Below are 18,698 nucleotides of genomic sequence, written 5' to 3' on the forward strand. Positions count from 1 at the left end.
TCACCGGGCCCACTCGGCCCACTCGCGCGTGTACACGGAGACGAGCTTCTGGTCGTTCAGCCGGTTGATCGGCGCCTCGACGCGGCCGAGATCGCGGGGGAACCGGAAGAGCTCCGGCAGGCCGCTCGAGTCGAGGTAGCGGAGCCTCGACGGATCGATCCGGAGGGCGCCGGGCGCGGCGAGCCCCTCGCCGCCCGCCAGGATGAAGCCCCACTCGCCGAAGCTCGGCACGTAGACGTGGAGCGGCGCGGTCTTGAAGCCGGCCGCCTCGAGCGTCGTCACGACGCTCCAGAACGACTCGCGCGCGTAGTGGGGCGACGTCGCCTGGACGACGGCGAGCCCGCGCACGGAGAGCCGCTGCCGGAGCAGGTGATAGAAGGCGTCCGTGTACAGCTTGCCGACGGCGTAGTTGCCGGGATCGGGGAAGTCGACGATCGCGAGATCGAACGACTCGGTCGACTCCTCGAGGTACTTGAACGCGTCCTCGTTGCGGACGGCGACGCGCGGGTCGCGCAGCGAGCCCTGGTTCAGGTCCGCGGCGAGCGGCAGATCGCGGAAGGCGCCGGTGACCGCGCCGTCGAGGTCGACGAGCAGGATCTGCTCGACCGACGGGTAACGGAGCAGCTCGCGCGCGGCGAGCCCGTCGCCGCCGCCGAGGATCAGCGCGCGCCGCGGCTCGCGCCCCAGCGCGGCGACGGCCGGGTGCACGAGCACCTCGTGGTACCGGTGCTCGTCGTCCGACGAGAACTGGAGGTTGCCGTTGAGGAAGAGGCGCGTCGTGCGCGGGCTCCTCGTGATGACGAGGCGCTGGTACGGCGACTGCGCCGCGTAGACGATGGGCGCCCCGAAATAGAGCGCCTCCGACCGCTCGACGAACCGCGAGACGAGCGCGAAGGCGACCCCGAGCCCGGCGATCACGATCAGGCAGAGCGCCCGCAGCCGGACGACGACGGCGCGATCGAGCGGGAACAGGAACGTGCTCGTGAGCGCGACGGCCGCGTTGAGCACGCCGAAGAACAGGCTCGTCTGGTGGATCCCGAGGCGCGGCAGGAGGAGCGAGGGGAACAGCAGGCTCGCGGCCAGCGCGCCGATGTAGTCGAGCGTGAGCACGCGCGCGACGAGCCGCTTGAGATCCAGCGAGAAGTTGAGCAGCCGGATGAGCAGCGGGATCTCGAGCCCCACGAGCATCCCGATGAGCAGCACGAGCGAGTAGAGCAGCGCGCGGAACGACCCGAGCGCCGTGTAGACCCGGAAGAGCATCGGCGCGGAGAGCCCCCCGACGAGCGCGAGGCCGAGCTCGATCTCGACGAAGCGCTCGAGGAGCCGGCTCTCGATGTACTGGGAGAGGTACGAGCCGATGCCCATCGCGAACAGGTAAAGGCCGATGACGAAGCTGAACTGCGTCACCGAGTCGCCGAGGACGTAGCTCGCGAGCGTGCCGGTGATGAGCTCGTAGACGAGCCCCGACGTGGCGATGACGAACACGCTCGCGAGGAGCGCCGGGTGCACGAGCCGGGGCAGCGGCTGCGCCGCAGGGAAGGGCGCCAGGGCGTCCCCGGGAGGGGCGCCCCGAGCTCCCGCAGGGCTCTCCTCGGTAGCCGGCATCGGCGCGGTCCTAGCACCGCTCGCGCTGGACCACAGCCTGTTCGGGCTCGCCGGCGCACCTGAAACGCTTCCTCTTTCGTCGTCGAGGCTTCTAGTATGGTGCTCGCGTGAGCACGCCCTTCGACCGAGCAGCCGCGTGCCCCTCCTGCGGCGCGCCGATCACGTTTCGCTTCGCGGGCGCGATGGCGCAGGTGTGCAAGCACTGCAAGTTCGTCGTCGCGCGCACCGATCGGGACCTCCGCGCCGTCGGGCGCGTCGCCGACCTGGTCGAGATCCCCACGCCCCTCCAGCTCGGCGTCACCGGGCGCTGGGGCAACGAGCCGTTCGTGGTCGACGGCCGCGTCCAGCTCGATCGGGCCAGCGCGCCGGGCGCGCCCTGGCAGGAGATCTTCGTCGCGTTCCCGGCCAGCGGCCGCTGGACGTGGGTCGCGTTCGCCCAGGGGCGCTGGTACGCCACCACCGAGGCGCCGCTCCCGCTGAACGGGCTGCCGCAGTGGAGCTCCCTCCAGCCGGGCGGCCGTGTCCACCTCGAGGGGCACGGCATGTTCACCGTCGTCGAGGTCGGCCGCCGGCGCGTGATCTCGGCCGAGGGAGAGATGCCCTACGTCGCCGCGCCGGGCGTGGTGACGGGCTTCGTCGACATCGCGGGGCCGAGGGGCGAGTTCGGGACGCTCGACTACGGCGACGGGCGGACGATCCCGCCCAAGCTCTACCTGGGCCGGCAGATCGACCCGGCCATCATGAAGCTCGACACCGGGGCCCCTGTGGACCAGCCCACGGCGCAGGTGTCGGCCGTCGTGTGCCCGAACTGCGGCGGCAACCTGCCGCTCGCCGCGCCCGGCACCACGGAGCGCATCGTCTGCCGGTACTGCGGTACTGCGAGCGACCTCACGAAGGGCGCGCTCGTCGCGCTCGGCCAGGTCCCCAGGCCGCCCATGGAGCCGTACGTCCCGCTCGGCGCCGAGGGCCAGCTCCGCGGCATGCGCGTGCTCTGCATCGGCTTCGTCATCCGGGGCTGCACCGTGGAGGGCGAGCGTTACCGCTGGCGCGAGTACCTGCTCTACGGCGGACCGAGCATTGGCTACCTGTGGCTCATGGAAGAGGACGGGGCGTGGCAGCTCGTGACGCCTCTCTCGCCCGGCGAGGTCCAGCCGATGGGCTCGACGGCGAGCTATCAAGGGCGGACGTATGCGCTCAAGCAGAGCGTCCACGCCGAGGTGGAATACGTCATCGGCGAGTTCTACTGGAAGGTCGAGATCGGCGAGGCCGTGCAGGCCACGGAGTACCAGGGCGAGGGCGGCAAGGTCAGCATCGAGCAGGCCCCGACCGAGGTGAGCGTGTCGTTCTGCTCACCGCTTCCAGGGAAGGAGCTCGCCGCCGCCTTCCACCTGCCACCCCCGCCGAGCCCCTCGTTCGGCGACGGGACGGGCGCCGGAGCCGGCAGGGTCGTCGTCATCGTCGTCGTCATCGTCGTCGTCCTCCTCATTCTCATCGCGCTCAGCGACTGCGGTGGGGGCGGCGGCGGCGTCCTCTTCATTCCGAGCGGTGGGGGCAGCCCGAGCTTCGGCGGCGGGAAGTGATCCAGCTCTACTGATCGATTCGGCTGCGTATGAAATGAACGGCCTGTGCCGGTGTGTCGTTTGCCATCCCGGCTGGTGTCGAGTCGGGCACGTGCAGCGCTGGACATGTCTATGTCCACCTCTGTGGAAAGGCGACATCGCGTCGAGCGGAGCGGTCGGATTCGGGCAGATGATGGTCGGTTTCGGGTATCGACCCGCTCCGGCCGCCGCTGGCGATCGAGTAATTTCAATGGCTTACACGCTGGCTCACGGCGGCCCGTGACGTGCAATGTGCCGTCCGACGCCGGTGGTGGACCGGCGGCGGAGGCCCATGCAAACGGTGAATTCGATCGACCCGCACGCACAGCTGCGCGCGCTCTACATCTCCCTGCTCCGAAACCAGGAGCACTTCGACGAGTTCAAGCAGCTGCTCGCCCTCTACGTCGTCGCGCCCGAGGCAGATGAGGAGCCGGTGGACGCGGCCAGGATCCGCGCGCAGCTCAACGGCCGCATCCGCTCCTGGATCGGCGGCTTCTTCGATGGGCTGAGCGCCTCCCAGGTGCTCCAGTGGCGCGCGATCGTGGTCGAGGAGCGCTTCAACGTGTGCCTGTCGCCCTGGAAGGAGTCGAACGTCTATTGATGCTGCGGCGCAGGCGACCGGCGGGGCTATCCCGCCATCGGCGTACGTCTCACCGGCGCGGCTCTGCCCCGGTGCCATCTACCGGCGCCCGGAGCGCGCCGCGCACCGCGAGCGCCGAGCCCGGCGCGCCGCGCCGGGCGAGGGAGGTGCCCGCGCATGGATGACGCCCTGTGGGTGGACGAGCTCTACAAGGCGTTCTGGCGGACCCTCCCCGGGATGCTGCACGCCGACGCGCAGGGGCTGGCTTACACGCTCGGCCTGTCCCCGTCGCGCGACGTGCCCTGGAGCGCCGTGTTCAGCAACGAGATCACGCTGGCCGCCCCCGCGCTGCTCGCGGAGGCCATGCCGGGCGTGCGCGGGGCCACGGTGCAGGACGCGCTCCTCGCGCACCTGCTCGCCGTCATCGAGGCGTTCGGCACCGATCGCATCAAGGACAAGCAGGTCCGCCCGACCTGGCAGCTCGAGGCCATCCTGGCGCACGCTCGGCGGGCGCGCGACGAGGCGCTCCGCCGCGTCGCGCCAGGCGTCGACGACCCGGCCATCGACTTCGCGCGCGCGGACGACGCGACGCTGTTCGCCATCGAGACCGAGCGCAGCCTCCTCGCGAGCGGCGGGCCCGCCGGCTTCAGCCGCTATTACGCGCTCTCCCTCAGCAAGCAGAGCGTCGGCTTCCCGGCGTCGATCGCCCTCGCGCACGCCGCCGGCTGGACGGCCGAGCGGCGCGAGGTGCTCGCGCGGCTGCTGTCGTCGGTGTGGCTCGGGCTGCAGCTCCACGACGACGTCATGGACTGGCAGGACGACTACCAGCGCGGCGGCGCCTGGGCCGTCGTCCTGGCCTCGGAGCTCCGATCGCGCGCGCACGGAGAGCCCCGGGCCGAGGAGCGCGATCGGGAGCGCGCCTCGGAGCCGCCGCGCCACCGCGGCGCGGTCGCGTACGGACCGCTCGGCACGCCGCCCTGGGGGATCGCGGCGACGCCGAGGGCGCAGGGCGAGCCGCCGACCCCCGACGCGCCCTCGTCCTTGCTCCCCGTCCGCCGGATGGTCCTCGAGTCCGGCGTCCTCGCGGCGATGCTCGACGGCGAGCGCCGGTGCTTCCGCGCCGCGCGGCGGCGCGCCGCGGTGCTCGGCGCCCGCCGCGTCGCCGCCTGGGCGGAGGGGAGGGAAGGGCAAGCGCAGGAGCTCGCGCGGTGCGAGGCCGAGAGCCCCGGCTTCGCCAACCGCGCCCACGCGCTCAACGCCTGGGCCAAGGCCGTGCTGGCATGAGCCGCGGCCGCGGCGCGGCCGCGCGAGGGGGGGCGGGCTCTCCCGAGGAGGGCTCCGCGCGCGCGCGTCCGGCGCCAGGTCGCAAGAGCGCGCCGCCCCCCGCGTCGTCCGCGACGCCCAGGGCGCGCCCGCGGCGCCCGCCGTGGGACTTCGGCTATGCCCCGGTCCCCACCGCCGCCGGCGACGACGACGATGGTCCCCTCGACGTCGTCGTCGCCTCGCGGTGCCCCCTCGCGCCCGACGCGGTCGCCGCGGCGCTCGGGGCGCGCTGGTCTGGCGTCGCGGTCGAGCGCGTCATCGAACGGACGCCCATCTTCTGGCTCCGCGTCCGGTCCCCCGACCGCGGGCGGCGCGCCGACGTCGCCGCGGCGCTCTCGGCCGCGGCGCTGCCGGTGCGCTACGTCGCGTCGGCCCGGCGCCCGAGCGCCGCCGTCGCCCCGCGCTTCGACGCGGCCGCCGGCGCCGCGGCGCGCCCGGAGGGGTGGACCGCGCGCCGCGCGTCGGTCGAGGACGATCCCGTCACCCCCGGCCGCTGGTTCCTGCGCGACGAGGGCGGCGGGATCGGCGTCGATCGCCGCCGCTGCGGGGGCGGCGCCGGGACGCGCCTCGGGGTCATCGACGACGACGCGTGGACGGCCGACGAGCTCGGCCTCGAGCGCGAGGTGCTCGTCATGATGGAGCGGCCGCCGCGGAGCCAGGCCCACGGCGCGTTCATGGTCGCGTGGGCCGTGGGGGGCCGTCGCCCCGGCGGGTTCCGCGGCGTCGCGCCGGACGCGTCGCCCCGGCTCTACCTGATCCCGAAGCCTGGATCGTGCGTCCTCGCCCTGCCGGTCGCGATCGTCCGGGCGGTCAGCGACGGCGCCGACGTCGTGGTGTGCGCCGCGTACGTCGAGGGCTCGACGACGCCCATGCTCGACGACGCGCTCGAGTTCGCCGCCCGCCTCGGGCGCCGCGGCCGGGGCTGCCCTGTCGTGTTCCCCACGGGCCGTGAGGCCTCGAGCCCTCCCGAGTCGCTGCACGCGAGCTTCTCGCTCGGGTTCGGCGAGCCCGCGAGCGACCCGCGCGTGTTCTGCGTCGGCCCGGGCGCCCGCGGCGAAGGGTGGTTCCTCTGGCGGGACCGGCGGGGGCGCAGCCGCCCCTTCGCCAACCGCGGCCCGGCGGTGCGGTGGCTCGCGCCGGGCGACGACATCACCTGCCCGCTGCCGTCCGCGTCCAGCGCGACGCCCGCGCTCGAGCGGCTCTGCCATGCCGAGTCGAGCGGGGCCTCGGCCCTCGCCGCGGGCTCGCTGCTCCTCGTCCTGTCGCAGAACCCGTCGCTCCGCCTGCCCGAGCTCGACGCCCTCGTGATGCGCACGCTCGCCCCGGTGCCCCCCGCGGCGCCCGCGTCGGCCGAGCCGATCGCCGACGCGTGGGACGTGCTCCCCGACGGGCGCGATCGCGACGGCCACAACGCCAAGCACGGCTACGGCCGCATCGACGCCGGTCGAGCCTGCCTCGCCGCCGGAGATCCCATCGCGCTCGCGCTGGTGTCCGTCGGCGAGGACGGCGCCGCGCGCATCTGGCACGACGCCCGCGCCGAGGGGCCGCTCGCCCGCCGCCTGTACTCGCGCCGCCTCGCGCGCTGGGCGGTCCGGGCGCTGCTCGCCGACCCGAGCCTCTGCCACGGCGTCTGCGCGCTCGTGCGCCACGCCCGCCTCACCGCGGGCGACCCGCGGCGCCGGCGCGCCCACGGCGCTGGCGCCGTGCTGCGGCAGCTCTCGCTCCTCGTCCGCGCCCTCGCCGCGAGCCGCGCGGCGCCGCCGCCCTCGCCGCGTGTGCGGGACGAAATCACCGCCCTGCTCGACCGGCTCGAGCGATCGGCGACCGACGCCGTCGCCGTCGCCGACGTCGAGTCGCGCTTCGGAGCGCTGGCGGACATCGTGTTCGCGGGCGACACGGACGGCGACGCGCGCGAGGGCGCCGCCTGAGCGCGCTGCCGTCCGGCCGCGGGGTGATCCCGCTCTCACCTCCGAGGGAAAACGTAATAATAATTGCGTAGTAGCGCCGCTGGGGCGCCGGGATCGCGGGTGACGGGCCCGTTGCGCCCCGTCCGGCGCGCGAGCCCCGTTGGTTCACCCGGAGTTCCAGCGTATCGTGAGTGGCTGGCGGCGCAATTTGCGCGCCGTCGGCTCTCCCGATGCCAGCTATCGAGAATCGCCGTTGGCTCCTCGCGGTGGTCGTCCTCGCGGCGCTCGTGCTGGGCGGCTCGGGGATGAGGAGCGCTCTGAGCTGGTACGAGCGCCCGTTCCCCGGCGTGCTCGTCGATCCGGACGGCGTGGTCTCGAGCGTGGGCCTGCCGTCCTGGGAGGGCTTCCAGAAGGGCCTCCGGTACCCGGATCGCGTCGTCGAGGTCGACGGCTGGCACCTCGAGAGCACCGAGGGGCGCTACCGCGCCGGCGCCTGGGACGCCGCGGTCGAGCGGGCGGCGCGCGAGGGGCGCCGCTCGGTGCACGCCCGCGTCGAGACGGCGGAGGGGCTGCGCGACGTCGAGCTCTCCCTCGTCCCCTTCGACGCGCTCGCCTGGTGGTTCTACGCCGGCGGGCTGATGGTCGTCGCCTCGCTCTACGTGGGCGCCGCGCTCATCGCCCTCAGCGCGAGCCCCCACGGCAAGCTCGCCCGCGCCTTCGCGAGCGCCGCGCTGTTCGCCGCGCTCTTCCAGTTCGCGCTGTTCGACTACCACAGCTCGCGCCACCTCGTCCCGTTCTTCCACGTCGCCTACGCGCTCGTCCCGATGAGCTTCTTCACGCTGGCGCTGCGGCTGCCGGACGACGTCCCGCTCATCGCGCGCTACCCCGTCTTCGCGCGGATCGCGCACGGGCTCGGCGGCCTGCTCGCCGCCGCCCTGCTCGCCTCGCACGCCATGGGCTGGACCACCGTCGCGCTCCGGAGCGTCTGCGCGATCCTGTTCGTGGCGTCGTTCTTCTTCTTCGCGACCACGCTGATCCTGCGCTTCGCCGCGGCGGAGGGCGATCGCCGCCGCACGCTGCGCGCGCTGCTCCTCGCGATGGCGCCGCCGCACGTGGTGATCGCCCTCGGCTTCATGCTCGCCATGCTCGGCGCCCCGGCGTCGACGCTCGCGTGGTTCGCGATCCCCGCGCTCGCCCTCACGCCCGTCTCGAGCGTCGTCGCGTTCATCCGCTACGACCTCTGGGGGAGCCGCGCGCTCCTGTCGCGCCCGCTCACGCGCGTCATCATCGCCTGCATGATGGTCGCGCTCACGGTGATCCTCTGCTCCGCGTGCGCGGGGTACGCCGGCCTCCCGCTGCTCGGCGCGATCAAGGTCGCGGCGCCGGCCGCCGTCGTCAGCGCGGCGCTCGTCGTGTTCGCGCTCGGCGCCGGCGATCGGAAGCTCTTCCCGGCGCGCGCGGAGTACAAGCCCACCGTCGAGCAGCTCAGCGAGGAGCTGACGCTCGTCGCCGATCCCGACGAGGTCGCCTTCGCGGTCGAGCGCACGGTGGCGCGCTGGCTCTCCTGCGAGCGCGTCACCTTCCGCCGCATCGCGGTCGACGCGGCCGACGGCGCGGGCAGCGCCGGCGCCGCGCCCGGCGAGCCGGCGCAGAGGGCGGACGAGTCGAGCGGCGAGCGGGTCATCGAGGTCGAGCCCTCCAAGGCGAGCGCGAGCGCGAGCGAGCTCTCGCTGACCGTCATGTTCCGCGGCCGGCTGCTCGGCGTCCTCGAGGTGGGCAAGAAGCGCGGCGGCGCCCTGTTCACCAGCGAGGATCTCGACCTGCTCCGCACGATCGGCAACCAGGCCGCGCTCGCCATGGCGCACGCCCACAGCTACGCCGAGCTGGAGCGGCGGCGGCGGGAGCAGGCCGCCGCGTGGCGCGACGAGCGCGCGGCGCTCATCGAGACGCTCGCGGCCGAGATCACCCACGAGGTGCGCTACCCGATCAACTTCTTCCGCTCCGTGTTCAAGCGCGGATCGAAGAACCAGAGCCTCGACGCCGAGGAGGTCGACATCGGCTGCGAGGAGGTCGAGCGCCTCGAGCGCCTCGTGATGGGGCTGCGCCGGGTGACGCACAGGAAGCTCGAGCGCCGCCGCCTCGCGGTCGAGGAGCTCGTCAGCCGGGCGGAGATGCTCCTGCGCGATCAGCTCGGCAAGCGGCGGATCGAGGCGCGCGTGAGCGCTGGATCGAGGCTCCGCTGCGATCCCGATCAGGCCACGCAGGTGCTCGTCAACCTCCTCTCGAACGGCCTCGACGCGGCCGGCGACAAGGGGACGATCGGGGTCGTCTGGGAGACCACCGAGAGCGGCGCCGAGCTCGTCGTGTGGGACACGGGGCCCGGCATCTCGGGGGACGCGTCGCGCCTCTTCGCGCCCTGGTACACGACGAAGCCCCGCGGGACCGGGCTCGGGCTCGCCATCACGCACCGCATCGTCCGGGCCCACGGGTGGTTGATCGAGCCGGAGCGGCGCGACGGCACGACGCGGTTCGTGATCTCGATCCCCGCCGCCGACGTCTCCATGACCGCGGAGGACGAGGTCGCGTGAAGATCCTGATCGTCGATGATCAGCGGAGCGGCCGCCGCACGCTGCGGCAGATCCTGGCCGCGCTCGACGAGGTCGAGGTGCTGGAGGCGGTCGGCCTGGACGACGCGATGGCCGTCGTGGAGCGGAGCGCGCCGGACCTCCTGCTCCTCGACGTGCGCCTGTCGGACGATCCGCGCGACCGCGGCGGGCTGGAGATCCTGCGGCGGGTGCGGGCCTCGGGGCGGAGCACGCCGGCGCTGATGGTCACGTCGGTCAGCGAGCTCTCCGAGATCCGGGAGGCCATGCGGCTCGGCGCGCAGGACTACGTGCTGAAGGACGAGCTCTGCCCGGAGATGCTCCTGCCGATCATCGAGGGGCAGCGCGAGCGGCTGCTCCTGAAGGGCGAGGTGGTGCGGCTCCGCGAGCGGGTCGACCGCACGTTCGGCACGAAGGCGCTCCTCGGCTCGTCCGCGGGGATGGAGCGCGTCCGCCGGATCATCGAGCGGGTCGCCGAGTCGAGCAAGACGGTGCTCATCCGCGGCGAGACCGGCACCGGCAAGGAGATGGTCGCCCGCGCGCTGCACGAGATGAGCTCGCGCCGCGGCGAGCCGTTCGTCGCGGTCAACTGCTCGGCGCTGCCGGGGACGCTCATCGAGTCGCTCATCTTCGGGCACGAGCGCGGCGCCTTCACCGGCGCCGAGAAGCGCATGCGCGGCCAGCTCGAGCTCGCGGGCGCGGGCACCATCCTGCTCGACGAGATCGCCGAGATGCCCGGCGAGCTCCAGGCGAAGCTCCTCCGCGTCGTCGAGGATCGCCGCTTCCGCCCCCTCGGCGCCGAGTCGGAGATCCCGCTGCGCGCCCGCGTCCTCGCCGCGACCCACGTCGACCTGGAGAAGCGCATCAGCGAGGGGCGCTTCCGGGAGGACCTCTTCTACAGGCTCAACGTCGTCACGGTGCACGTCCCGTCGCTGGCCGAGCGCGACGCCGATCTCATCGAGCTCCTGCTCGCGTTCAGCGCGGAGCTCCCGCGCAAGCTGCGTTACACCGACGACGCGATCGCGTGGCTGGTCCGGCGGCCCTGGCCCGGCAACGTGCGCGAGCTCCGGAACGTCGTCGAGCGGCTGGGGCTGCTCGCGGACGACGATCTCATCGACGTCCCCACGCTCGAGGAGCTCGCGCGCGAGCGGCCGGTCGTGGACGCCACCGCGGAGATCGACCGGCTGGCGCGCGCCCTGCTCGCGCTGCCCGAGCGGCTGGGATCGAAGCTCCGGGTGATCGAGCGCGCCGTCCTACACCACGCGATCGAGAGCTGCGGCGGCAACAAGGCGGCCGCGGCGCGGCTCATCGGCGTCGATCGGAAGATGCTAGAGCGGCGCTGGGACCGGCACACCGGCGAGGAGCCGCCGAGCAGCCGGCGGATGTCGATGCCGACGCCGATGGCCGCGCGCCACCTCGGCGAGGAGCCGCCGAGCAGCCGGCGGCACACGCCCGCGAACGGGACGCGGCACCTCGGCGAGGAGCTGCCGGGCAACCGCAACCACACGCCCGTGAGCTTGCCGCGGTACGGCGGCGAGGAAGCGCCGAGCACCCGCCGCCAGGTGCCGCCGCGAGACCACGACGACGCCTGAGGGGCGCGGCGCGCCACGTCGGCGCCGCGCCGCGCCGCGCAACGCCCACCGGCGTGGCGCGCTACTTCCTGCCGATGCCCGTGTAGACGAACCCCATGCCGCGGAGCTCGTCCGGCTCCCAGATGTTGCGCCCGTCGAAGAGCGTCGGGGCGCTCAGGATGCGCTTCAGCCGGTGGAAGTCCGGGCGCCGGTACTCGTGCCACTCGGTGACGACGACCAGCGCGTCAGCGCCCTCGGCCGCGCCGTACATGCCGTCGCTCAGGAGGATGCGGCTCCCGTAGATGGCGCGCACGTTCGGCATCGCCTGCGGGTCGTGCGCCTGGACCGTCGCGCCCGCCTCGAGCAGCGCGTCGATCAGCGTGAGCGCCGGCGCCTCGCGGATGTCGTCCGTCTGCGGCTTGAACGCGAGCCCCCAGACCGCGATCGTCTTCCCCTTCAGCGCGCCGTCGAAGTGGGCGCTCACCTTGCTGGCGAGCAGCCGCTTCTGCCGCGCGTTGATCCGCTCGGTCGCCCGGACGATCTCCAGATCGTGCCCGACGGAGCCCGCGGTGTAGAGGATGGCCGAGAGGTCCTTGGGGAAGCACGACCCGCCGAACCCCGGGCCGGCGAACAGGAACTTCGTGCCGATGCGCGGGTCGGCCCCGACGCCCTTGCGCACGAGCTCGATGTCCGCGCCGAGCTTCTCCGCGAGCACGGCCAGGTCGTTCATGAACGAGATGCGCGACGCGAGCAGCGCGTTGGCGGCGTACTTGGTGAGCTCGGCCGAGCGCGCGTCCATGAGCTGGATGCGGTCGCTCGCCCGCACGAACGGGTTGTAGAGGTGGCGCAGGATCTCGCGCGCCTTCGGGTCGTCCGAGCCGATGATCACGCGGTCGGGCTTCATGAAGTCGTTGACCGCGTCACCCTCCTTGAGAAACTCCGGGTTCGACGCGACAGCGAACGGCTGGGTGGCGTTCGCGCCGATGATCTGCCGGAGCCGGTCCGCCGTGCCGACGGGGACGGTGCTCTTCGTGGCGATCACTTTGAAATTGTTCAGGTTCTTGCCGATCGTCTCGCCGACGGCCTCGACGGCGGAGAGGTCGGCGGAGCCGTCGTCCGCCTGGGGCGTACCGACGGCGATGAAGACGATCTCGGCGTCGCGGATGGCGCCGGCGACGTCGGTGGAGAACCGGAGCCTGCCGTCGCGGGTGTTCTTGGCGATCAGCACGTCGAGGCCGGGCTCGTAGATCGGCACCTCTCCGCGCTTCAGCATCTCGATCTTGGCAGCGGACACGTCGACGCACGCCACGTCATTCCCGAAATCCGCGAACCCCGCGCCGGCGACGAGGCCGACATACCCTGTTCCCACGACGGCAAGCTGCATGGGCGGGACGCTACCACGACCCCGGCGCCGTTCGAGCCGGCAGTCGCACGGCGTGTGACCCCCGATCGATCTGTCCCGCTCCTCTCGCGCGCGAGCGCGCGCCGAGCGTTCGTGCTGCCCTTGCCCTGCCCGAGCCGAGGGGCTGCCGGGCGCCTGGCGGTCGTGGCGCCGTGGCGCCGCGCGGCTCAGGGGTGGACGAACACCACGGTGCCGGTCAGCGAGCGCGCTGCGCCGTGCCATCCCGGCGGGACGGCCGGCTCGGTCCAGAAGAACAGGCGGCGGGCGTCCTCTGGCGACAGGTTGATGCAGCCGTGGCTCTTGGGCCGGCCGAACTTGTCGTGCCAGTACGCGCCGTGCAGCGCATACCCCTCCTCGAAGTACTGCACGTAGGGCACGTCGCGCAGCTCGAACTCCTCACCGACGGTGTCCGAGTCCATGGTGCTCGTGACGAACTTCGTGTGGATACGGAAGATCCCGCGCTTTGTCGCGGTGCTGGACTTGTGATCATCGAGCCCTGCCTCGCCGCTCGAGATCAGCGTCGCATAGACGGGCTTCGTGCCCTCGTAGGCGACGAGCACCTGCTTCGTGATGTTGACGTCGAGCCACTTCTCGCCGTTCTTGCCCCAGGCAGGCATCTTCTTGGCAGGGTCGATGCGGCCGGCGTGGCGGTCGTCGACCCAGTCGCCGTCCTTCGTCTCGTAGTGCAGCTTGCCGCCGAAGAACTGCTGTTTGCCGGTGAGGGGCACGGCGGAGCGCCACTCGAGCTCTCCGCCGTCGACGAGCTTCTTGCCCACGACGCGCCATCGCTTGCCCCCGGCGCGGCGCACGAGCGCGAACGGGAAGTCGATGTCCTTGCCGATCTCGACGCCGTGGAACTCGGAGCCGCGGATAGGGCGGAACCTGTCGGCCGGGACGACGCGCAGATCGGTGGTGACGTTGTAGCGCCGGCCCTCGTGGAGGAACGACTCGAGGAAGGCCATCCCGTTGCGTCGCGAGACCTCGTCGATCTTCACGGCGTCGCTCGTCTTGATGAGGCCGGAGAGGTTGGGGGCGCGCCGGCCGTCGCGCAGGTACCAGGGGATCTCGCGATCGGTGATGCGCTGCGCGAGCGCGTCGAGCGCGGGCGGGGCGGGCTCGGCGCTCCATTTGAGCCAGACGTCGAGGCCGTAGGTGGCGCCGCTCTCCTCGTCCTTGGCCCAGCGATCGAGGTGCTTCTTGAGGCTCGGCTCGAAGCGCGCGAGATCGTCCTCGGTCGGGATGCGCGCGTAGGCCGGGCCGCCGCGCGTGACGGTCCCGTACATGTACGGGAGCTTGTGGGTGACGTCGGGGCGGCGGGCCGTGGCGCGGACGATCTCGTCGTCCAGGTCGAGCGTCGCATCGGGGCCGACGCACACGTAGCCGAACGGCTTGATCTTGCGGAAGCCCCCGGGGCAGCCGGACGTGCCGGCGGGCTCGGGATCCATCTCCACGACCGCGCCGGCCCGCAGGAAGCCGACGGGCTTCGCGTCGGTGCTGGGCCGCGCGTAGACCCGGGTGAGCATCGAGGTGCTGGCGAGCCGCGGGCGGCCCTCGGGGATCGGCGCCGGCGGGGTGGCGACGCCGCCGAGCGAGACGATGGGCGGGCCCTCGGGCAGGCCGGGCGGCGGCTCATCCTCGGCCGGGGCGGGGGAGGCGGGAGAGGAGGCGGAGGCAGGGCCCTGCGCGGCGGCCTCCTTGGCGCTGGCGCTGCCGGGGGCCTCGAGTGGCGAGTCGGGGGTGCTCCCGGACCGGGGCTGGCCGCAGCCCGAGAGGAGCGCACCGAGGGCGAGGAACGCGAACGCAGGGCGGCGCGCCGCGGGTGAAGCTGCGGCGCGCGGTCGGGGCGGCGTGTCCATGGCGCGGCGACGGTAATGCACGGGAGGGGGAGGAGGGCCAGTTTTTGGCGGCGCGTGTTCTGTGGGCGGTTGGCGCCTCTGTCCCGGTCCTGGGGGAATGGCGGCGCCACACCGCGGACCGTGGCGCTGAGGCGCGCGGCACGTGTGCACGATGACGGACTGACGCCGAGCAGGGCGCCGCGCGACGAGCTGGCGCCGCGCAGCGGAATAGAGCTGCGTTCCAGGGCGACACGCCGCGGCGGGAGCGAGCTCGATCTCGCTCCTCCGCGCAGCGAGAAGCCGGGCGATCTCGTTTCTGGAGGAAGCCGGAGGGCGAGCAGGTCAGGCGGGCGAGGTAGCCGGGATGGACGGGGTCGTCTAGGCTCCCGGGGCCCGCGGAAGGCTTCGGTGCACGCCCATGATCGAGACCGTCAGCTTCAAGAATTTCAAAGCGCTGCGGGACATCCGATTCCCGCTCGAGCGGTTCACGGTGCTGGTAGGGCCGAACGCCTCTGGGAAGACGAGCGTGCTTCAAGGGCTGGCAGCTCTCCACGCGGAAGACCCGTGGTCAACCCTGGAAGGTGAGCGACATCCGTCCGTGGTCCGCTCTCACGGCACCAGCGAGCCGATCGAAATTCGATGCACTGGCACCTGGAGGGGCAAGGCGGGCTCGATCGAGCTTCGTGCAGAGGAATACGACGAACTGCACTGGGGAAGGTACGTGACCGTTCAATACGGTGACCACGAGCTCACCTATCCGGGAGCTAGCTCTCATTTGTCAGAGGACGATCGAGAGGCGATAGATGCTGTTCGCCCTCCAGCGGACTTGCTCAGGCTCGACGCGATCAAGCTTGCCCAGCCGTCCTACAGCGCCTCGCTCGTTCCGCGAATAGATCCGGACGGCGATGGCCTGGCCGCCGTGCTCGCCGAGATGCTCATCTCGCGTGCAGACGACTTCCGACGCGTTGAGGAGGCGCTGCGCGCAGTCATTCCGTCTGTGGAGAGGATCCGCCTGGAGCGGTCAGCGGTGAGGCGGCCCGAGATCCAACGGGTGACCATCAACGGCCAGACGACGACGAGCACCGTAGAGCGCGAGTACGTTGGCCATCGTGTCGTGCTGGACATGCGCGGTGCGGCCAATCTACCAGCCCATGCCGCGAGCGAGGGGACGCTTATCGTGTTGGGTATCTTAACGGCGATCATCGGTCGTAAGAGCGCGCACTTGCTCCTTATCGACGACCTTGAGCGTGCGATCCACCCGAGGGCCATCGCCGATCTGGTCGCGCAGATCCGCAAGCTGCTCGACGCGCTTCCTGACCTGCAGATCGTCGCGACGAGCCACTCCCCCTACCTCATCGATCATCTCGAGCCTGAGGAGGTTCGACTGATGAGCGCCGACGAGACGGGCGCCGTGAGGTGGGCCCGGTTAAACGATCATCCGCAATTTGAGCGCTGGAAGGAGTTCATGAGCCCAGGGGAGATCTGGAGCATGGTCGGCGAGGAATGGGTCCGCGATCGAGGCCCGCAGCCCCATGCCTGAGCAGGCGGCCTACTCGATAGCGATCGTATGTGAAGCGGACGCCGACCGGCGCACGGCCTGCGTGCTGTCCGATCGAGCGCTCTGCGAAAACGTCGACTGGATTGGCTCGGAGACGATCGATTTCTTCCGCCGTTATCATGGTATCTTCCGTCAGGATTCTCACCTGAAGTGGACGAGCATGAAGGGGATGGCGAGAGAGCGGCATGTCGTCGCGCACGGGTTCTCCGGCGGAAGACCGCGCGAACCAGACGCAGCGATGGCCGAGCAGGCCCTGAAGCTCCTCGCCACGCTCGGCTCTCCTCCAGACGTTGTGATCCTCACGCGTGACGCGGACAAGCTGAGCCGACGTCGCGAGGGCTTCGAGCAGGCGCGGGATTCACAGCCGTGGCCGTTCGCGATCGTCATCGGCGTCGCCAATACCAAGCGCGAGTGCTGGATCCTCGCTGGCTACGAGCCTCGCGACGACGCCGAGAGAGCGCTCCTCGAGCGCGAGCGCAAGGATCTCGGTTTCGACCCCCGCTTGGGCGCCGAGCGGCTCACGGCGAGCGAGGAAGGCGCGAAGCGCGATGCGAAGCGGGTGCTCCATGCGCTCACGGGAGGGGATCCAGAGCGGGAGGAAGCATGTATGAAAGACCCTCCCTTGACCACCCTGAAGCAGCGAGGCGCCGCGACCGGGCTCATGGACTACCTCACGGAGATCGAAGAGCGCCTCGTGCCTCTGTTCGCCCCGGTCGCGAAGCGCTGACCATCGACCTTCCCCGGCTCCCTTGGCCGAGGCGCGGCGCTGCGCCTCCACGCCGGGCGCGGCGCAGCGCCGTCGCGCACGATGAGGGTGAACGGATACCGCTCTTCCCCTCTCGCGTCGGGATCGTAGGCCCCGGTGGGCAGCGCGGTCACCACGAGCGTTCGTTTCCCATCCGCCGCGAGCCTCAGCTCCGCGGAGCCGGTCGACAGGTCCAGGATCTCGCCGTCCGACTCGGGCGTCAGACCGGGGACGGCCTGGACGACGAAGCGGCGCCTCGCGTCGCCGGGCGCCTCGAGCGACACCCGGAGCGATCGTGGCGTGTCCGCTCCTGCCGAGAGCTCGATATAGCTGGTGCCGAGCAACATCGGCGCGCGCTCGCGGACGTCGATCCTGCCCGGCCTGGCCTCGACCTGGGCCGCCAGCGAGAGCTTCGCCGCCGCGAGGTTCTGGAGGCCGCCCGCGAAGTGCCGGAAATGGCGGTCGTCGATGTGATCGCCGGTGTACCAGCGCCAGCGCGCGAGCTCGGGGACGGCCTCGACATACCTCATGCCCGCCGCCTCTCGGAGCATCGCATCGAGCGCATCGACGAAGTCAGGCTCGTTGGGCCGCGCGCCGCCGCCTGTGGCGGGGGCATCGCGCGACCCGAGCCACATGCGGGAGACGAACCGCGGATCGCCGTCGAAGAACCGATCTTTGAGGTAGAGCAGCACCATGGAGGCGCCGTACATGGACCATGTCTCGTAATGGTCGTTGTGGTCGATCGCCCATTCCGGGTGCCTCTGGAAATCGGCCAGGCCCTCGCTCGTATAGCGATCCGCGCGGACCTGGTCGAGGAACGTCGCCGACATCTCGAAGACGACGGGGCTCTCGCTCCAGTCGTCCGCGGCCTGCGAGGCGTGCGCCATCTCGTGCACCACGGTCTCCTCGAGAGCGGAGCCGCCGTAAGGCCCCCACGGATCGACGATCATGTACGGGTGCCGATCGTCCCATGAGGTCGACGGCTCGCCTCCGAGGACGTCGACGAGGCAGCTGCGGTGGCCTCTCCACACGAACACATCGAGCGCGTCGTCCGGCCCGCACTCTCCACCATCGCCGATGGGCGGGCGCATGCCGATCTGGCGCACATGATAGTCCCAGCCCTCCTCGACGAACGCGAGGACCTGGCGCGCGGTGTCGCGCTCTTCCGCCTTGTAATGGTGCACGAGCACGGGGAGGGTCGAGGATCGAAGGGAGAAAGGAAACATCTCCTCGAAGTCGGCTCGCCCACAGATGCTCTCGCCTTCCGGCAAAGGGTGCTTGTATTCCGGCGGTGTGGCCTGGGTCATGTCATCGCCCTCTGTGCCGCAGCCAACGGGCCCGAGGCCGAGGGGGACGCAAAGCAGCCAGGGAAGGGCTCTCCGCATCGAGGCGCTTTAACTGAGCCTCCGGGGAGCTTGCAAGGAGCGGCCGCCAGCATAACCGCGCGGCGCGCGAAGTGGAGCAGCACCCGGCTGCGTGCGCGCCAAGGGTGCTGCCCTCGAACCGCGGCAGTCGTGTCAGGCGGACTGGTCGAGTTCTCGCACGATGTCGCGGAGCGCCTGGGCCTCGGCACGCTCGAGGATCACGGGCGCCGAGAGCGGCGTGGGCGCGTGGTCGCGAAACTCCACGGGCTGGAAGGCGGCGAGCGCACCGGACGCGGTGTAGGCGAGATCCAGGCGAACCGCGGAGGTGTCCGGGTCGCCATCCCCGTCCAGCGCGAAGGGGAGCTTCGCGATGGCCGCGAAGTCCCGCCTCTCGAGGGCGGCGGTGAGCGCTCCGATCGGGCAGGTGAAGTAGCGGAAGCCTTCTTCCACCTTCTCACCCGTGGACGTGTAGACGAACTCGCTCAGGATCAGCCACTTGCGACGGGTGGTGAAGCGAGGATCGGCGCGCAGGAAGTCAGACAGATCTTGGATCTCCATCGCGCGTTCATACCGCAACCGGGCCCAGGATCTCCACCAGTCCGTCGAG

General features: G+C 71.7%; 13 protein-coding genes. 8 read left to right on the forward strand and 5 right to left on the reverse strand.

Going from position 1 to position 18,698, the window contains the following annotated elements; all coding sequences use genetic code 11:
• Window positions 1-1,605, reverse strand: coding sequence for a polyamine aminopropyltransferase (locus WMF34_RS14550; protein ID WP_012235418.1), 1,605 nt, complete (start codon window positions 1,603-1,605; stop codon window positions 1-3).
• Window positions 1,606-1,712: 107 nt separating this feature from the next.
• Between WMF34_RS14550 and WMF34_RS14555 the strand changes: the two genes are divergently transcribed.
• The 6 genes from WMF34_RS14555 to WMF34_RS14580 all read left to right on the forward strand — a co-directional run bounded on the left by WMF34_RS14555 (window position 1,713) and on the right by WMF34_RS14580 (window position 11,208).
• Window positions 1,713-3,185 (forward strand): DUF4178 domain-containing protein, encoded by a 1,473-nt coding sequence (locus tag WMF34_RS14555; RefSeq protein WP_012235419.1) that lies wholly within the window; start codon window positions 1,713-1,715, stop codon window positions 3,183-3,185.
• 310 nt (window positions 3,186-3,495) lie between these two features.
• The gene (locus tag WMF34_RS14560) at window positions 3,496-3,804 is read left to right on the forward strand and encodes a hypothetical protein (RefSeq protein ID WP_157906673.1); all 309 of its coding nucleotides are present in this window, start codon (window positions 3,496-3,498) and stop codon (window positions 3,802-3,804) included.
• Window positions 3,805-3,960: 156 nt separating this feature from the next.
• Entirely contained in the window at window positions 3,961-5,067 is a 1,107-nt protein-coding gene (locus WMF34_RS14565) for a hypothetical protein (RefSeq protein WP_012235421.1), read from the forward strand.
• Window positions 5,064-7,034, forward strand: a complete 1,971-nt coding sequence (locus WMF34_RS14570) for a S8/S53 family peptidase (protein WP_437993655.1) — start codon at window positions 5,064-5,066, stop codon at window positions 7,032-7,034. Before WMF34_RS14565 ends, WMF34_RS14570 begins: the two co-directional genes overlap by 4 nt.
• A 209-nt stretch (window positions 7,035-7,243) precedes the next feature.
• Window positions 7,244-9,601 carry an ATP-binding protein gene (locus WMF34_RS14575; protein WP_437993656.1) on the forward strand — a complete coding sequence of 786 codons (2,358 nt, stop codon included), beginning with the start codon at window positions 7,244-7,246 and terminating at the stop codon, window positions 9,599-9,601.
• Window positions 9,598-11,208, forward strand: a complete 1,611-nt coding sequence (locus tag WMF34_RS14580) for a sigma-54-dependent transcriptional regulator (RefSeq protein WP_437993657.1) — start codon at window positions 9,598-9,600, stop codon at window positions 11,206-11,208. The genes WMF34_RS14575 and WMF34_RS14580 overlap by 4 nt, the downstream gene beginning before the upstream one ends.
• Before the next feature lie 61 nt (window positions 11,209-11,269).
• Here the strand turns inward: WMF34_RS14580 and WMF34_RS14585 are convergent, their stop codons facing one another.
• On the reverse strand, window positions 11,270-12,571 hold the full coding sequence (locus WMF34_RS14585) for a UDP-glucose dehydrogenase family protein (protein WP_012235425.1): 1,302 nt from the start codon (window positions 12,569-12,571) through the stop codon (window positions 11,270-11,272).
• Between the two features lie 185 nt (window positions 12,572-12,756).
• Window positions 12,757-14,445, reverse strand: a complete 1,689-nt coding sequence (locus WMF34_RS14590) for a L,D-transpeptidase (RefSeq protein ID WP_437993658.1) — start codon at window positions 14,443-14,445, stop codon at window positions 12,757-12,759.
• A 397-nt stretch (window positions 14,446-14,842) separates the two neighbouring features.
• Between WMF34_RS14590 and WMF34_RS14595 the strand changes: the two genes are divergently transcribed.
• Together WMF34_RS14595 and WMF34_RS14600 are read left to right on the forward strand one after the other, a co-directional pair.
• Window positions 14,843-15,964 (forward strand): AAA family ATPase, encoded by a 1,122-nt coding sequence (locus tag WMF34_RS14595; RefSeq protein WP_437993659.1) that lies wholly within the window; start codon window positions 14,843-14,845, stop codon window positions 15,962-15,964.
• Complete coding sequence (locus tag WMF34_RS14600) at window positions 15,957-16,709, forward strand: hypothetical protein (RefSeq protein ID WP_437993660.1); 753 nt, start codon at window positions 15,957-15,959, stop codon at window positions 16,707-16,709. Before WMF34_RS14595 ends, WMF34_RS14600 begins: the two co-directional genes overlap by 8 nt.
• Here the strand turns inward: WMF34_RS14600 and WMF34_RS14605 are convergent.
• Complete coding sequence (locus WMF34_RS14605; RefSeq protein WP_437993661.1) at window positions 16,649-18,034, reverse strand: hypothetical protein; 1,386 nt, start codon at window positions 18,032-18,034, stop codon at window positions 16,649-16,651. The two genes, WMF34_RS14600 and WMF34_RS14605, sit on opposite strands and share 61 nt — an antisense overlap.
• Before the next feature lie 210 nt (window positions 18,035-18,244).
• Window positions 18,245-18,649: a hypothetical protein gene (locus WMF34_RS14610; RefSeq protein ID WP_012235428.1), complete on the reverse strand. Its 405-nt coding sequence runs from the start codon at window positions 18,647-18,649 to the stop codon at window positions 18,245-18,247.
• Window positions 18,650-18,698: the final 49 nt, after the last annotated feature.

It is taken from the genome of Sorangium sp. So ce145 (assembly GCF_051525985.1).
In the GTDB taxonomy this organism is placed as follows: domain Bacteria; phylum Myxococcota_A; class Polyangia; order Polyangiales; family Polyangiaceae; genus Sorangium; species Sorangium cellulosum_B.

Coding starts and splice junctions, on each gene's coding strand:
- WMF34_RS14605 (WP_437993661.1), bottom strand. CDS start 18,034: ATGACCCAGGCCACACCGCCGGAATACAAGCACCCTTTGCCGGAAGGC.
- WMF34_RS14600 (WP_437993660.1), top strand. CDS start 15,957: ATGCCTGAGCAGGCGGCCTACTCGATAGCGATCGTATGTGAAGCGGAC.
- WMF34_RS14590 (WP_437993658.1), bottom strand. CDS start 14,445: ATGGACACGCCGCCCCGACCGCGCGCCGCAGCTTCACCCGCGGCGCGC.
- WMF34_RS14570 (WP_437993655.1), top strand. CDS start 5,064: ATGAGCCGCGGCCGCGGCGCGGCCGCGCGAGGGGGGGCGGGCTCTCCC.
- WMF34_RS14565 (WP_012235421.1), top strand. CDS start 3,961: ATGGATGACGCCCTGTGGGTGGACGAGCTCTACAAGGCGTTCTGGCGG.
- WMF34_RS14560 (WP_157906673.1), top strand. CDS start 3,496: ATGCAAACGGTGAATTCGATCGACCCGCACGCACAGCTGCGCGCGCTC.
- WMF34_RS14610 (WP_012235428.1), bottom strand. CDS start 18,649: ATGGAGATCCAAGATCTGTCTGACTTCCTGCGCGCCGATCCTCGCTTC.
- WMF34_RS14585 (WP_012235425.1), bottom strand. CDS start 12,571: ATGCAGCTTGCCGTCGTGGGAACAGGGTATGTCGGCCTCGTCGCCGGC.
- WMF34_RS14550 (WP_012235418.1), bottom strand. CDS start 1,605: ATGCCGGCTACCGAGGAGAGCCCTGCGGGAGCTCGGGGCGCCCCTCCC.
- WMF34_RS14575 (WP_437993656.1), top strand. CDS start 7,244: ATGCCAGCTATCGAGAATCGCCGTTGGCTCCTCGCGGTGGTCGTCCTC.
- WMF34_RS14595 (WP_437993659.1), top strand. CDS start 14,843: ATGATCGAGACCGTCAGCTTCAAGAATTTCAAAGCGCTGCGGGACATC.